This window comes from Anaerorhabdus sp. (assembly GCF_036641015.1).
Classification (GTDB): Bacteria; Bacillota_I; Bacilli_A; order Erysipelotrichales; family Erysipelotrichaceae; genus Anaerorhabdus.
This window is the reverse complement of sequence record NZ_JAVWFO010000015.1, coordinates 1-15425: the sequence shown is the minus strand read 5'-3', so window position 1 is coordinate 15425 and position 15425 is coordinate 1. Positions and strand designations below refer to the sequence as shown.

At 31.5% G+C, this 15425-nt stretch carries 12 protein-coding genes; 8 read left to right on the top strand and 4 right to left on the bottom strand.

The features are described from left to right. Positions 1 to 6: 6 nt before the first annotated feature. Positions 7 to 3078: an N-acetylglucosaminidase gene (locus RR430_RS03685; protein ID WP_332487039.1), complete on the top strand. Its 3072-nt coding sequence runs from the start codon at positions 7 to 9 to the stop codon at positions 3076 to 3078. 473 nt (positions 3079 to 3551) lie between these two features. Here the strand turns inward: RR430_RS03685 and RR430_RS03680 are convergent, their stop codons facing one another. After that, positions 3552 to 5522 carry a PASTA domain-containing protein gene (locus RR430_RS03680; protein ID WP_332508667.1) on the bottom strand — a complete coding sequence of 657 codons (1971 nt, stop codon included), beginning with the start codon at positions 5520 to 5522 and terminating at the stop codon, positions 3552 to 3554. 100 nt (positions 5523 to 5622) lie between these two features. Here RR430_RS03680 and RR430_RS03675 point away from each other — a divergent pair, with 100 nt between their 5' ends. Next, positions 5623 to 7749, top strand: a complete 2127-nt coding sequence (locus RR430_RS03675; RefSeq protein ID WP_332487042.1) for a Tex family protein — start codon at positions 5623 to 5625, stop codon at positions 7747 to 7749. Positions 7750 to 7768: 19 nt separating this feature from the next. Next, positions 7769 to 8230: a hypothetical protein gene (locus tag RR430_RS03670; protein WP_332487044.1), complete on the top strand. Its 462-nt coding sequence runs from the start codon at positions 7769 to 7771 to the stop codon at positions 8228 to 8230. Positions 8231 to 8284: 54 nt separating this feature from the next. Here RR430_RS03670 and RR430_RS03665 read toward each other — a convergent pair whose 3' ends face one another. Together RR430_RS03665 and nagA are read right to left on the bottom strand one after the other, a co-directional pair. Then, positions 8285 to 8818 (bottom strand): hypothetical protein, encoded by a 534-nt coding sequence (locus RR430_RS03665; protein ID WP_332487045.1) that lies wholly within the window; start codon positions 8816 to 8818, stop codon positions 8285 to 8287. A 54-nt stretch (positions 8819 to 8872) separates the two neighbouring features. Next, positions 8873 to 10012: an N-acetylglucosamine-6-phosphate deacetylase gene (gene nagA / locus RR430_RS03660; RefSeq protein WP_332508665.1), complete on the bottom strand. Its 1140-nt coding sequence runs from the start codon at positions 10010 to 10012 to the stop codon at positions 8873 to 8875. 154 nt (positions 10013 to 10166) lie between these two features. Here nagA and RR430_RS03655 point away from each other — a divergent pair, with 154 nt between their 5' ends. Next, entirely contained in the window at positions 10167 to 11339 is a 1173-nt protein-coding gene (locus tag RR430_RS03655; protein ID WP_332487048.1) for an SIS domain-containing protein, read from the top strand. Between the two features lie 11 nt (positions 11340 to 11350). Continuing rightward, positions 11351 to 11785, top strand: a complete 435-nt coding sequence (gene agaF / locus RR430_RS03650; protein ID WP_332487050.1) for a PTS galactosamine/N-acetylgalactosamine transporter subunit IIA — start codon at positions 11351 to 11353, stop codon at positions 11783 to 11785. Positions 11786 to 11806: 21 nt separating this feature from the next. Here agaF and RR430_RS03645 read toward each other — a convergent pair whose 3' ends face one another. Beyond that, positions 11807 to 12970 (bottom strand): helix-turn-helix transcriptional regulator, encoded by a 1164-nt coding sequence (locus RR430_RS03645; protein WP_332487051.1) that lies wholly within the window; start codon positions 12968 to 12970, stop codon positions 11807 to 11809. Positions 12971 to 13179: 209 nt separating this feature from the next. Here RR430_RS03645 and agaV point away from each other — a divergent pair, with 209 nt between their 5' ends. From agaV to RR430_RS03630, 3 genes are read left to right on the top strand one after another with little or no spacing between them, the layout of a single operon-like run. Further along, entirely contained in the window at positions 13180 to 13656 is a 477-nt protein-coding gene (gene agaV / locus RR430_RS03640; protein ID WP_332487053.1) for a PTS N-acetylgalactosamine transporter subunit IIB, read from the top strand. Positions 13657 to 13680: 24 nt separating this feature from the next. Continuing rightward, positions 13681 to 14481 (top strand): PTS mannose/fructose/sorbose/N-acetylgalactosamine transporter subunit IIC, encoded by an 801-nt coding sequence (locus RR430_RS03635; RefSeq protein WP_332487055.1) that lies wholly within the window; start codon positions 13681 to 13683, stop codon positions 14479 to 14481. Further along, complete coding sequence (locus tag RR430_RS03630) at positions 14471 to 15355, top strand: PTS system mannose/fructose/sorbose family transporter subunit IID (RefSeq protein ID WP_332487057.1); 885 nt, start codon at positions 14471 to 14473, stop codon at positions 15353 to 15355. Before RR430_RS03635 ends, RR430_RS03630 begins: the two co-directional genes overlap by 11 nt. Positions 15356 to 15425 lie beyond the last annotated feature (70 nt).

Here is a 15425-nt window from a genome sequence, read left to right as displayed (position 1 = left end):
TAGAAAATGAACAAACTAATTAAATTTATTCTGAGCATGACATTAGTATTTTCTTCTTTAGTTATGCTACAAAGTCCAATTGTTACACCAATAGAAACATATGCAACTGATATGACTTCTATGGGATGTAGTGGTAGTCAATATGAAGTTGCGACAGCAAATACGAATGGTACATTTACAACACATTCATGTCATAATTCATTTTCTGAAGCTCAAAATAAAATGTGGGGATATGGAGATGATGGAGTAGTAAGACATGCTTCAAGTAAAAGTCCTATGAAAATTGTTTCGATGAGTAAGGGACTTGCAATTTCATATCCAATGAGATCTGGAAGTTCTACAATGAATATCACTCAAGATTATAATCATCAATATAAGAAAGTTACTTATGTAACTAAGCATAGAGAAATGATTTATAACTCAACCTATAGTTATAATGGTGATGGTAACGGAACTATTCTTGTAAATATAACAGGATTTAAAGGAACTGCTGATTTAGCTAATGTTGATTTGGTTCCATATGCGTTCTTGGGAAGTAATGTTACTTGTGTATTAGGTGGTAATGATACTTCTGCAGCAAATGAGCAACCATTTAGAACACATGTGTATCAAGCACATTATGAAGTAAATCAAAATGGGTCCAATAAAGAATTAACCTATGTATCTTATAGTGGTTGGTCTAGTAATACTTGGCCCGCTGTATATAATATGACTGTTGGTTTAGCAGCAGATTGGATGAACGTTGGAACTTATTATAGTTATGATGGGTATACATTCTATTCTGATGCAAAATATACAAATAAGGTTGGAACTTATTACAATTATTATCAATTCTTACCAACGCGTACAAAGTCAAACATACCTGCAAGTGTATTTGATAATTTCTTAATTTCTGTTAAAGGTAGTGGTACAAATAGTAAGATGAAAGGTCAAGGTCAGACTTTCATTAATGCGCAAAATTCATATGGAATAAATGCGTTACTAGTTTACTCTTTAGCATGTTTAGAGTCAGCATATGGAACAAGTGATTTTGCACTAAATAGAAATAACTTATTTGGCTGGAATGCTTTTGATAGCAATCCTGGAAGTGCTTCATATTTCTCATCAATAGAAGCAGCCATAAATGAACATATGGGTATTAATTTACGTGGTTATACAGATATTGATGATTCTAGATTCTTTGGAAGTCATGTAGGTAATAAAGGCTCAGGATTTAATGTAAAGTATGCAGCAGATCCTTATTGGGGATATAAGATTGCAGCGATAGCATATAGTATTGATAAAGCATCAGGATTTGCTGATTACAATAAATATAGCGTTGGTGTAATTAATACATATGGTGTAAATGTTAATAAGACACCAAATGGATCAAAACTATATAACTCCGCTTATGGAGCAACATATCAAGAAAACCATACTGTAGCAATATTAGGAAGTGAATCTGGAAATTATAAAATTCAATCAACTAATCCTATATCAGGTGGTAATCTAATTAATGGTTCTACCAAAGGTTTAGTTGGATATGATTGGAACCAAAGTGTTGGTTTCATCCCAACAGGCTATGTAACAGGATTAAATTCTAATACTCCACCTGTTGTTGAAGAACCAGGAACTAAACCAGAAGGAACATTTAAACAAGAAATTACGCAATTCTCACTATCGAATGGAAAAATTACATTATTTGGTAATGCATATCAACCAGGAATATATGCTGACAATACAGAAGATTTAAAACATTATCTTATTTTTGATGATGGCACAAAAAAATCAGAAATTGAGCTAATTCCAATTTATTATGGTGAAGAAAATTACTCTGCTGCTGGATTCGCTGGTATTGGAATAGACATAACAACGCTTACAAAACCTGGAACATATAGTTTATCTATAAAAACAGTTCATGAAAAATATACTGAAACTAAAGCAATTACTAATTTAACTTCGGTAGCTACGAACATCGGTCAATATATGTATGCTATTGTAAGTACAGCGACTGATACGAAGATAGCAATTACGCAACGTAAAATTGAAGAAAACTATGTCGCTATGACAAAGTCATTAACCATGGACGATGCAGGGGTAATAAGCGTTAGTGGATTGGCATATGTAGAGGGTAGAAACAATTCAAAAGAGAAAGTTAAACATAGAGTTGATATCATTGACTTAGCAAATGATAAAGTTATCAAATCAATTGATTTAACTAGCAAGACAGGCGAGTATGATCCAAGTCTAGGATATGATCATGGACTTGATTACTCACATGCTTGGTTTGAAGGTGTTATTCCAACTGCTGATTTAAGTGTTGGAGAATATAAAATTAATTTAGTTACAACAGCGGATGGAAAAGAATTTTCCACCGTACTAAGAGGATCTGATTTATTGCAAGATACTCAAGAAATAAATCTTTCAAATAAATTTATTCAAATTAAAAAAGAAAATACATTCTTGAATAGATTTGAAATTAAAGTAAGAAACTATCAAATTAGTTTTACACCTAAAGGAACACTACCTACTTATCTAGAAGCTTACAGTTTTCTATCAATTAACCGTTTAAATGAAACAAAGGATCAATTAATACTGAAGGGTTCTGCATATATTAAGGGTGCTTCATTTAGTGATAAAGACGAAGTTAAGTACACATTATTGTTAGTCAATGAAAGTACAGGAAAAGTTTTATCATTTGAAACTTTAGGAGTAAATAAACTAAATGATGGAGATTCATATTGGAATAATACAACTGAGCAATCTTCAGTGACTAAATACAATTATGACTATACTTGGTTTGAATTTAAATTACCTCTTGAATCAATAGAAGATGGGAAATACAATTTAAAACTAATTATTAACACAAAGGATTATTCAGAGTTGGTTGATATTAAGGATTCATCAAGTAAAAAATATTTGGATTATACAAGTGATACTAAATCTATAAAAGGTAGCATAGATAAATTTAATAAAACAAGAGTTATGTTTGATATTAAAGGATTTTATGTAAATCCTATTGCATTAGATGAAAAGGTTGACAATTCAATGGGAGAGACACCAGTAGAAAATGATTCAAAACAAGAAAACGTTAATTAATGCTTAAAGTATAAGAATAAATCTATCCACTAACTGTGGAGTATAAACAGGGTGAATTTGTATCGAATAGATACGTGTTCATCCTTTTATGTATTTCATTTTCATATGAATTAAAAATATTATCATTTGATAGAAAATATGTTTTATAAATATTTTCATGTAATTTTTGCTAATTTGCTTATTACTTACATATTTTTAACAACGTATTTTTTAATAAGAATTTCTCTATGCAATAATCATTTAAATCTACTATAAATAATAAAATTTCAACACCTTATTTTTGAATTATTGTAAAAGATATTTTTTATTTGCATTAAATCTCATAAATATATTACAACTGTGATATGTATGACTATTTTTAATAATTATCTTAATACTTTTTTCTTTGTAAATCGATAAAAAAAGATGATTGTTTAATTTTGGCATAGTAAGTATGCTTTTAACAATCATCTTTTTATGTTTAATAAATTATACTATCTAGCAATTTTTCCAGTGAAAATTTGATTATATTTATAAAGTCCTGCTCCAGTATACTCGTAAATCTCTCCTGTACTTCTACCAGAATCATCAACTATTTCAAATTTAATCTGTGAAGCAGGTATACCTAAACCGAGTAAATAGGAATTAACGTTATCATAAGTTGCTTGGCCATTGGTACCTTTCTTCACTTGAAGGTCAACGATTGTAAATGTTGGTTCTGGACCTTTTGATACAACATAATTAATTTTATGTCCTGGTAAGAAAGAACCAATATCATTAGATATTATGTTGCCAGAAACAATTGTATCAGAGTATTGTTCGGTTCTTGTCCCTACATTTAATTTATTGCTACTAATGAAACCTATTAAAGCCGATTCCGGACTATCAGCAAATGAGACGAGATCAACTGGCTTAGGTTCAGGACCTTTTGAAATATTACATATAACATTTTTACCACTTGGTTGACAACCATAAGTCAAATCTTTAGTTTTATCTGAGAAACTAGGTTCATTGAATGAAATGCTACTTCCAGATTTTTTGTTAATATACTCATTCATTTTGTTTTGAGCATCGGTCTTGCTTCTTCCATCGAATTCAGCTGCATTAGGAGTATATTTTCCTAATGAAGAAATAAAGTTAATAGATGTACCGATTGGTTTAGAACCACTATCATTTGATACTACAATTCCTGAATTATAAGTATCGTTATATCTTTCAGTTTTTGCCCCAACCTTCATGCCTAAACCTTCAACATATTTCTTGAAGTCATCATATGAAGAACCTGGTTTACTTTCAACGTTTTTTGTTTGAACTTTTGCTACTTTAATAGTAATAGTTGTTCCAGTATCCACAGTTGTTGCTCCTGATACAACTTTATTATTGATAATTTGTTCAATAATAGTACCAACTGCCTTATCGCTTTCAACTTCTGTTACTGTTATTTTTAGATTTGCTGATTTTTTATTCAATCCATCAATATATGTATTGAAACTATCTTTAGATTTACCTGTATAGTTATCAACACTTGGTTTACCGACAGAAATATTAACAGTCATTGTTGCACCAGATTTCATTGTGCCAGAGTTTGGTTTATTTGAAATTACTGTACCACTAGCTACTTTATTATCATAAACTTCTACATAAGAAATTTTAATGTTATTTGTTTTTGCCCATGAATCAACATCTTTTTTGGTTTTACCTGCAAAATTAGTTGCAGTTGATCCTTTACCAGTGGATAGGGTAACAGTAATTTTACCACCAGTTTTAATTGTAGTACCTGCTTTAGGGTCTTGAGATATTACTTTACCAGAAGCAATTGTTTCACTAGCTTCTTCTTTGAAACTAATTGTAATATTGTTTGTTTTGCCCCATGCTTGGATATTTGCTTTTGTATAATCTTTAAAATCAGGCATTGCTATTTCGATTCCTACTGATTCAGTACCAACAGATATTGAAATCAAAATAGGTGTACTTCGTTTTACATCTGTTTCAGTTACATTACTCTTAATAAAAATATCTTTCTTAATTTTTGCATCAGGGATGTATTCATATGTAACATCAGTAAACTTATTTTCTACAAACCATGCATCAATTTCATCATGTTTCATTCCTGTAAAATCAGGCAAAGTAACTAATAAATCTGGATCTGGACCGTTGGATAATATGATAGTAAGTACATCATCTTTCTTAAGATTTTCTCCAGCTATAATACTTTGTGAAAGTACAACATCTTTCCCAATTGTTTCATTAAATTCATAATTCATTAATACTTGTTCGGTTGGAATTTCATTTTCCATTATCCAAGTATCTACATCAGTCTTATTTTTGTTAGTAAATTCAGGGATTTCTATCTTTTTTGTAGGAAATAAAAAGAAGATAGCAACAATTGCAATAGTAAGTAATACAAGTATTCCTGCTGCAATCATGAGTCCGATAGTTTTCTTATCTTTGAAATTTATATTCATATTTCCACCTCAAATTTATTATATCATAGATGCATAAAATTAAAATCAAATTTAGAGTTGGATATGTTATGATTATACAAGTGAAAAAGGAGACAAAAATATGGAACATTTAATACAACCAATTGCTGATGAATTAAAAATAGGAGTTGATCAAATTAAAAATACTCTTAAATTATTAGAAGAAGGAAGTACGGTACCCTTCATCGCAAGATATAGAAAAGAAATGACAAAAGGATTAGATGAAGAACAAATTCAATATATTCAAAAACAATATGAATACCAAGTAAATTTAGAAAAAAGAAAAGAAGATGTATTAAGAATTATTGAAACACAAGGTAAACTAACAGAGGAAATAAAGAAAGAAGTATTAGCTTGTACAAAACTATCACAAGTTGAAGATATTTATAGACCATATCAACAAAAGCGTAAGACACGCGCCACAGATGCAATTGCAAAAGGGTTAGAACCACTTGCAGATTGGATATTTAAATGTCCTTATCAAGGTGATGTTAAAATAGAAGCACAAAAATTTTTAAATGATAAAGTAGAAACTATTGAAGAGGCTATTCAAGGTGCTAAAGACATAATAGCAGAGCGTGTAAGTGATAATGCAAAATTGCGTTGGAAAGTACAAGACTCAATAAGCCGTTATGGAAAGATAATTACAAAGGAAAAGAAAAAACATAATGATGAAGGTAAAGTATACAAAATGTATTATGACTTTACTGATCGTATAGGATATATAGCAAGTCATCGCATAATGGCTATTGATAGGGCAGAAAAAGAAAAAGTAATTACTGTATCAATGGATTATGATCAAGGTTATTTAACTAAATATGCAATACGTGGAATCACTAGAGATAAAGCAACTGTTGTACAAGATATTATTGAAGAAGCTGCAGCTGATGGATGCAAACGTTTATTATTTCCTAGCGTTGAACGTGAAATAAGAAATGAACTTAGTGATAAAGCACAAAATCAATCAATAGAAATATTCTCAATGAATGTTGAAAAATTATTAATGCAACCACCTTTAATTGGTAAAACTGTTTTAGGTTTTGACCCAGCTTTTAGAACAGGATGTAAACTAGCAGTGTTGGATAATACAGGAAAACTACTTAAAATTTCAGTAATATATCCACATGCGCCTGTAAATAAAAAAGAAGAAGCAGAAAAAACATTGTTGAGTTTATTTAAAGAATTTCCAATTGAAATTGTTGCGATTGGTAATGGAACTGCATCACGTGAATCTGAAAGCTTTGTTGCAGATGTAATTAGTAGAAATAAATTAAATGTTCAATACACGCTGGTTAGTGAAGCAGGCGCATCGGTATATAGTGCTAGTGAATTAGCACGTGCAGAGTTTCCTGATTTACATGTTGAACAAAGATCAGCTGTATCAATAGGTAGAAGAATTTTGGATCCATTATCTGAATTAATAAAAATTGATCCTAAAAGTATTGGCGTTGGTCAATATCAACATGATTTACCTCAAAAACAATTAACTGAGCGTTTGGATTTTGCTATTCTTAAATCAGTAAATAGGGTTGGTGTAGACATTAATACAGCTAGCCAAGAATTATTAATGCATATTTCTGGTTTAAATAAGTCGAGTGCAAAAGCAATTGTGGATTTTAGAAATTCAAATGGGCGATTTAATTCTCGTGAACAAATTAAAGATGTTAAAAAAATGGGTGATAAAACATTCCAACAATGTGCTGGGTTCTTACGTGTTCAAGGTAGCTATAATCCATTGGATCAAACAGGAATTCACCCTGAAAGTTATTTAATTGCACAAAAGATTATGGCAAAATATAATATTAAAGAATTAGGACAAGTTGAAGAATTGAAAATTGATATTAAAAATGACGTAATCGAGTTTGGAATAGATGAATATACATTGCAAGATATTGTTGATTCTATCCGTCAACCATTACGTGACTATCGTGAGCAATATGATGGACCTCTTCTTCGTAAAGATGTTTTGGAAATTGAAGATTTGCATGTAGGTGATCAATTGGAAGGCGTTGTTCGTAACGTTGTCGATTTTGGTGCATTTGTTGATATTGGTTTACATGAAGATGGGTTAATTCATATTTCTAAATTAAGTAAAGAACGAGTGTCTCATCCAAGTGAAATTTTATCAGTAGGTGATATTGTACATGTATGGGTAAGTGCTATTGATAATGAACGAAAAAAAGTACAATTAAGTTTAATCCAGCTTTAATCCAGTAAAGGGAAAAGATATGAATAAAAAATATGAATTTCATAAATCATCTATTCTAGGAATGGATGCGAACATTGTTTCACTTTTGGTTTATTTATTACCATTTGTATTTAGTGTAGTTTTATATATGAGCAATGCAGCGGTTTTTAGTTGGTTAATTCCGCTTATTGTAATTATCATGGAAAAAGATAGTAAATTAGTAAAATTTCATGCATGGCAAGCATTTCTAATGAATGTATTCTATGGATTTATATTTGGAATTATTACTGGAATTGGAATAGTTGGTGCAATATTCTCGGTTTTTGCAAGTAATATAGGAGGATTTGCAACAGCAATATTCTTTATCTTTATTTTAGGGATTATCTTTACATTCATTTCTATTCTGCAAGTTATTGCGGCAATTAAGGCATATGGATGGATCGCTTATCGTTTGCCATTTGTTGGAAATTGGGCGAAAAAAATATCTCACGAAAACGATTAATACAAAATAAAAACGATGATTTAAAGATTACTCTAAATCATCGTTTTATTATGTTTATTTTGCTTTTTTCATTCTAGCAAAAGCTATGAAATGAATACCTGCGAATACGATAGAACCACATGCAATAACAATGTTGCCTATCATTAATGCGGTTGATAATTTCATTTCTATGCCGTTAATTACTAACAATATTGCAAATGCAACATATAATATTCCAGATAATAAAATCTTATTTGGTTCAGCGTTTTTAACTATTTGATCAATATATGTTAAATTTTCATAAGGTTTGAAGTTAGTTATTTGTACTAGGGTAGGAATAAATACTTTACGGTAACGATACTCCAATATTGCTAATGCAATAAGTCCAAATGCTAAACAAATCCAAACGTTAGCCAAGAAGTTAGTTGCTAAAATAACACCAACAATTACAAATATATAACGGTTTTTATACATGTTATAGTTCTTCTCATCCTTTTCTTGAATGAGGTAACCAACACCTGAATTCTTGTTATATAAAATATTTCTTCCTTTTTCGTCTTGGTAAATATTTCTTCCAGAAACAATGATTTTTTTTCTACTCGTAGTCATTTACTTTCCTCCGTACCTTATTATAATACTTTAAAATAGTTAAAATGAAAAGGGCTATAAGCTTTCTTTACCTCTGCAATATGTTTGTTCAACTGAATAGTCATCATTTAGGACAACCATGTCAGCATCATAGCCTGAACAAATTTTACCTTTATGATCGTCAATCTTCAATAAACGAGCTGGATTTAAAGTACAAGCATTTAGTGCAGCATCAAACGGAATTTGTGCTAATTCTACTAATACTTTTAGACCTTCGTTTAGCTTTAATGTACTTCCAGCTAAACCTTTTGTTGCAGTTAAGTGAGCACTTCCATCAGGGTAAATTTCAATTTCATTACCACCAAAAATAAATTTACTTCCTGCTGGAGATCCTTTAGCCATTAATGCATCAGATACCATAATTGTATAATCTCTACCCTTAGAGTTAAATAAAATGTTTAATGCAGCTGGAGTAGAGTGATTACCATCACAAATTACTTCTCCAAATACATCTCTAAATCTAAATGCCGCACCAACAAGACCATTACTTCTATGATTAAATGGTGACATACCATTGTAAATATGAGTCATTGATTTAGCGCCATTTGCTACAGCCATTAATGCTTCTTCATAAGTAGCAGCACTATGACCAATACTTACTACTACATCATTTTCACTGCAGTAGTGAGTTAATTCAAAGTCTTTATCTGTTTCGGTTGCTAGAGTAATGATTTTGATTAAGCCATTTGCGGCTTTTTGGTATTCTTTAAATTGTTCAACTGTTGGAGGAACGATATATTGTTCAGGTTGAGCACCTTTATAGTGCATGTCTAGATAAGGGCCTTCAAAGTGGATGCCTAGAATTTCTGCACCTTCATATCCGCTATCAACAACTTGAGCAACATTTTTTACTGCACCAGTTAAAACATCGACACTTTGAGTGATAGTAGTTGGACATAAACCTGTTACTCCTTCATTAGGAATGTTTTTAAGCCAGTTACGAAGTCCTTCTTCATTTGCATCATTAGTATCAAAGCCATATGCTCCATGACAGTGGATATCTAAGAAACCTGGTACAATTCTCTTTTCTTGATAGTCTTTGTCAACTGGTTTTGAACCATGAGGTAATACAGCCGCTATTTTGTTATTGTTAATTTCTATTTGAGCTGGGATAAATTGGCCTGAAACCCAAACTCTCTTACTTTGAATAATCATAAGTAATCCTCCTTTTATTAACTTAATTATATTTTAGTTCATTTTGAAAGTCTATGTTTATACTTTTTAACAATGAAATTATATGTTTTAACTAAAATGTTGTACTTTAAATAAAGGATGCATATAATGAGGATGTAAAAGAGGAGGGTACTTTATGACAATATTTGGATTATCAACAGAAGATTTACAATCAAAATCAGCAACATTTACAGCAACAGAAATTAATCAACAACCTGCAACTTGGGAAAAGACAATAAACCAAGTAAAGACTATGAAGGGGGAAATTGAAGCATTCCTTAAACAAGTAACATCACAACCAGATTACGATATAATTTTAACTGGAGCTGGTACAAGTGAATTTGTTGGAAATACTTTGTTTTCTTACTTAAACAAATGCACAAACTTTAAAACAAAGTCATATGCTACTACAGATATTACAGCTACACCAGAAAACTATATTTCACGTACTAAGCCAACATTATTAATTAGTTTTGGACGTTCTGGAAACTCACCTGAATCAATTGGTGCAGTAGATGCTGTTGAAGCTGTTACAGACAATGTTTATCATTTATTTGTTACTTGTAACAAAAATGGAGCTTTATCTAAACGTGCTGAAGGAAAATCAAATTGTTTAGCAATTAACTTAACTGATGAAACTCATGACCAATCATTTGCGATGACTTCATCATTCTCTAATATGTACCTAGCTACATTATTAAGCTTTAGCTTAGATAATTTAGATGCTGTTGCAAAAGAAGTTGAATCAATTATTAAAACAACTAGCAAAATGGTTGAAACAGACTTTACTGCATGTGTAGATGTAGTAAATAGCTATGACTTCAAACGTATTGTTTACTTAGGAAGCAATGCGCTTAAAGGAATTGCTCAAGAATCAGCGTTAAAAATGCTTGAATTAACAGCTGGGCAAGTTGTTACAATGTATGATACACCTCTAGGATTTAGACATGGTCCTAAATCAATTATTAATAACGACACATTAACAGTTATCTACTTAAGTGATGAAGCATACACTCGTCAATATGAAATTGACTTAATCAAAGAAATGAGTTCTCAACGTAAAGGAAACAAAATTTTCGCAGTATGTAACACAGCTTGTGAAGAAGTTAAAGAGTTAGTAGATTTCTATTATTGCTATAATGGTGAAAAACATGATAATATTTATCTAGGATTAGAGTATATTGTTGTTGCACAAATTGTTGCATTATTTAAATCATTAGCATTAAATATTACACCAGACAATCCATGTCCAAGTGGAGAAGTTAACCGTGTAGTAAAAGGTGTAACTCTATATCCATATTCTAAATAGGAGGAAATTTGATGATAGGAATAATTATTACAGGACATGGTAACTTTGCTACTGGTTTAAGCAGTTCAGTTAAACTAATTGCTGGACAACCAGAAAATTATGAAGCAGTTGACTTTGTTCAAGAAGATTCAGTAGAAGATTTAGAAAGAAATTTAAACAATGCAATTGAAAAATTAGCAGGATGTTCTGGAATTATGATGTTTACAGATTTAGTTGGTGGATCACCATTTAAAACATCTGTAGAAATCTCTATGAAAAGAAAAGAAAAGATTGTTGTTCTTGGTGGAACAAACCTAGGAATGATTGTTGAATCTTCAATGGCTAGAGGATTTATGGAAGATGTTGATGCTTTAGCAGATATGATAGTTAATACTGGTAAAGATCAAGTTATTAAGTATACATACGTTGAAAGAGTTGAAGAAGTAGTCGACGGAGACGGAATTTAAAAAAGAGCGTAAGCTCTTTTTTTAGTCTTCATAGATTTTTTTAGCATACTCACTAGGTGTAATGTTATAACGATGGGTAAACTTCCTTGAAAAGTAATGGATAGAGTTAAATCCAAGCATCGATGAAATTTCACTTATGGTATTTTCAGATTTCTTTATTAATACTTTGCTCTTAGCGAGTTTTGCTTCGTTAATATACTGTTTAGGAGCAACTTTTAAATTGTCTCTGAATAAATTTTGTAAACTTGAGCGACTTATTGAAAAATGGTCACAGATTTCATCAACAGGTAATGGTTCGTAGATTTTCTCATTAATGTAAGCTAGTATTTCTTCCAATAATTCATTTTCAAAATGTTGATGTATCGGAGTAGAGGGTTTAGTTATGTGTTCCTCTAAATCGTATTGTAATAAATGTAATATTAATTCTTGAATAAAAGAGATCATTAAATCTTTTGCATAAGGTAAAGGGGATGTAGTCATCTTTACAAACTTATCTAAAATTTGATAGTACTCTCTAGGACAATGGAATACGCGATTAATAATTGAGGCATAATCTTTAATGTCTGATTCAAATATTATTGTTAAATAACTGCAAGGCTCATTTGATTTTATTTCTTGTGTATGGTACTGATTTGGACCGTAAAGAAGTAAATCATAGTTATTTAGCGTAAATTCAACGCCTTCAACATTAGTTTCCAATGTTCCTGAATCCACAAATGATAGCTCAAAATAACGATGTGATTCACCAAAAAATTTATAACCAGGAGATTTAACCATATAATAATATGCACAAATTTCACTTATCATTAAATTAGGTCTAATTGGTTCATAAACAATTGGTTTATTGATATCTTGAGATCTACGCCTAGTGTTTGGATTCATATATAGATTGATTGTAGACGAAGAAGTAAGCGTAATAAACGAAAAATGTTGATCGGGATAAACTTTAAAATTACGGTGGATTACAAAAAGCTGATGTTCAAAGTTTTGATCTGCATCAGCAATAACGATTATTGCCATACCATCAACCATTTCAACATAAACCGGTTGATCATACATTGTTAATGATGCAACTTTTTTATCTGTAATCCTAATTGTTTTCTTTTTAAATTCTTTATGGTCACGAAATGAATCTGTGATTTTTCCATATTTTAAGAAATAAGCGCTAGTTGTTTTATTATACATATCATCACCTAATTGAATTATACACTAGTTTTTCACAAAATCATCACAATTCGTTACATTATTTGAAAATTAATACTAAAAAGTGCAAATCCAATATTGAAAATTATAAAACATTTCTATGTGAATTGAACTATAATGAAAACATAGAAAGCGTTTACTTCTTGGGAAGGGGATAGATGCATTCTAAAAATGAAGGGAAGGATGAAAAAATGCCAAATATTGTACTAACAAGAATTGACAATCGTTTAATTCATGGTCAAGTGGCAACTCAATGGTGCGGAAGCATCGGTGCTAACTTAATTCTTGTTGCTAATGACGACGTTGCAGGCAACACATTCCGTCAAGGATTAATGGATATGGCTGCACCTAGTTATGCGCAAACAAGATATTGGACTTTGCAAAAAACTATTGACACAATTCAAAAAGCTTCAGATGCACAAAAAATCTTTATCGTTTGTGAATCGCCAAAAGATGTTCTAACACTTGTTGAGGGAGGAGTTCCTATCAAAAAGTTAAACATTGGAAACATGCATATGGCTGATGGTAAACGTCAAGTTGCAACAACTGTTGCAGTAGATGATGCAGATGTAGCTGCTTTCAAAAAACTTCAAGAACTTGGAGTTGAACTTGAAATTCGTAAAGTTCCACAAGAAGGTACTGAAGACGTATCAAAATTATTTAAATAAAATTATCTAATATAGGAGGATAAAATGGACGTAATTCAAATCGTATTACTTGCAGTCGTAACATTTATATTTGCGATTGACCAATTCTCATTAACTGAATTACTATACCGTCCAATTATTGCTTGCCCTATTATCGGTCTTATTCTTGGAGACCTTAATACAGGACTTGTAATTGGTGGTACGTATGAATTAATGATGGTTGGTAACATGCCAGTCGGTGGAGCTCAACCTCCAAATGCCGTACTAGGTGGAATTGTAGCAATGATCTTCGCTGTTAAAGCAGGATTACCTACAGACCAAGCTTTAGGAACAGCTGTTATTTTCGCAGTATTCGGACAATATACAGTTACATTAACATTCACTATCATGTCTGGTTTAATGGCTAAGGCTGATAAAGCTGCTGAAAATGCAGATCCTAAAGGAATCACTGCAGTTAACTTAACTTCAATGGTTATCTTAGGAAGTATCTTCGCTGTTTTAGGTGTTGCTGCTTATGTTGGTGGTACTGCACTTGGTTCATCTCTAGAAGCTTTCTCTAAAAACTTCAGCTGGTTTATGGCTGGTTTAGGAGCAGCTGGTGGTATGATGCGTTATGTAGGGTTTGCTATTCTACTTAAAATCATGCTTGCTAACGATATGTGGGGTATTTACTTCGCAGGATTCGCTGCAGCTGCTTTATTAGGAAATGTTGCTGCTACAGCTGGAGCTACTTTATTACTAGTAGCATTCATCGGAGCTGCAATTGCTCTTTATGACTTTAATACAAACATTAAGATTAAAGCACAAACTGGAGCAGGAAACGGAGGAGAAACTGATGGCATCTAATATGACAAACTATAAAGATTTAACGCCAGCTAAACCTCTTGATAAGAAAACATTAAACAAAATGGTTTGGCGTTCTCTTAACTTACAAGCTTCATTCAACTATGAAAGAATGCAAGCTGCTGGTTGGTTATGGGGTATTTTACCAGGGCTTGAAGCAATCCATACAAACAAAGAAGATTTATCTGCTTCTATGGGACATAACCTAGAATTCTTCAACACTCACCCATTCTTAGTAACATTTGTTATGGGTATCGTATTATCAATGGAACAACAAAAAGCTGATATCAACTCAATCCGTGCGGTACGTGTTGCTGCAATGGGACCTTTAGGTGGTATTGGTGATGCATTGTTCTGGTTCACACTAGTTCCTATTACTGCTGGTATTACAGCTAATATGGCAATTGGTGGAAGTATTGTTGGACCTATCCTTTATTTCATCATCACTTTCGGTGTTCAAATGGGATTACGTTTCTGGTTAATGAACTGGTCTTATAAATTAGGTACTGGTGCTATCGAAACACTTACTAAAAATGCTCGTGAATTTACTCATGCTGCATCTATGCTAGGAGTATTCGTAGTTGGTGCATTAACTTGTAACTATGGCGCAACTTCATTAGGAATGATGATTCCAAATGGTGTTACAGCTGATGGAACTGCAAACTTTATCGATCTTCAAGGATTAATTAATGGTATTTTACCAGCTCTTATTCCATTAGGATTCACATTAATGTGCTATTTCCTAATTAAGAAAAAAGGTTGGACTCCAACAAAATGTATCCTATTACTTCTTGTAATTGGTGTTGTTGGATGTATGTTCGGAATTTGGGCTCAACCAAATTACAACGCATTAATATCTGTACCTTGGCACGCTTAATCTAATTTTAATCCTAAACTTCATTAAAAATAAATGGTGTATTACTAGAAATAGTAATACACTTTTTTTA

What these genes read in the sequence shown, in the direction of transcription:
- RR430_RS03665 (WP_332487045.1), bottom strand. Translation starts at nt 8,818, where the DNA reads ATGACTACGAGTAGAAAAAAAATCATTGTTTCTGGAAGAAATATTTAC.
- RR430_RS03680 (WP_332508667.1), bottom strand. Translation starts at nt 5,522, where the DNA reads ATGAATATAAATTTCAAAGATAAGAAAACTATCGGACTCATGATTGCA.
- agaV (WP_332487053.1), top strand. Translation starts at nt 13,180, where the DNA reads ATGCCAAATATTGTACTAACAAGAATTGACAATCGTTTAATTCATGGT.
- nagA (WP_332508665.1), bottom strand. Translation starts at nt 10,012, where the DNA reads ATGATTATTCAAAGTAAGAGAGTTTGGGTTTCAGGCCAATTTATCCCA.
- RR430_RS03645 (WP_332487051.1), bottom strand. Translation starts at nt 12,970, where the DNA reads ATGTATAATAAAACAACTAGCGCTTATTTCTTAAAATATGGAAAAATC.
- RR430_RS03670 (WP_332487044.1), top strand. Translation starts at nt 7,769, where the DNA reads ATGAATAAAAAATATGAATTTCATAAATCATCTATTCTAGGAATGGAT.
- RR430_RS03675 (WP_332487042.1), top strand. Translation starts at nt 5,623, where the DNA reads ATGGAACATTTAATACAACCAATTGCTGATGAATTAAAAATAGGAGTT.
- agaF (WP_332487050.1), top strand. Translation starts at nt 11,351, where the DNA reads ATGATAGGAATAATTATTACAGGACATGGTAACTTTGCTACTGGTTTA.
- RR430_RS03635 (WP_332487055.1), top strand. Translation starts at nt 13,681, where the DNA reads ATGGACGTAATTCAAATCGTATTACTTGCAGTCGTAACATTTATATTT.
- RR430_RS03655 (WP_332487048.1), top strand. Translation starts at nt 10,167, where the DNA reads ATGACAATATTTGGATTATCAACAGAAGATTTACAATCAAAATCAGCA.
- RR430_RS03630 (WP_332487057.1), top strand. Translation starts at nt 14,471, where the DNA reads ATGGCATCTAATATGACAAACTATAAAGATTTAACGCCAGCTAAACCT.
- RR430_RS03685 (WP_332487039.1), top strand. Translation starts at nt 7, where the DNA reads ATGAACAAACTAATTAAATTTATTCTGAGCATGACATTAGTATTTTCT.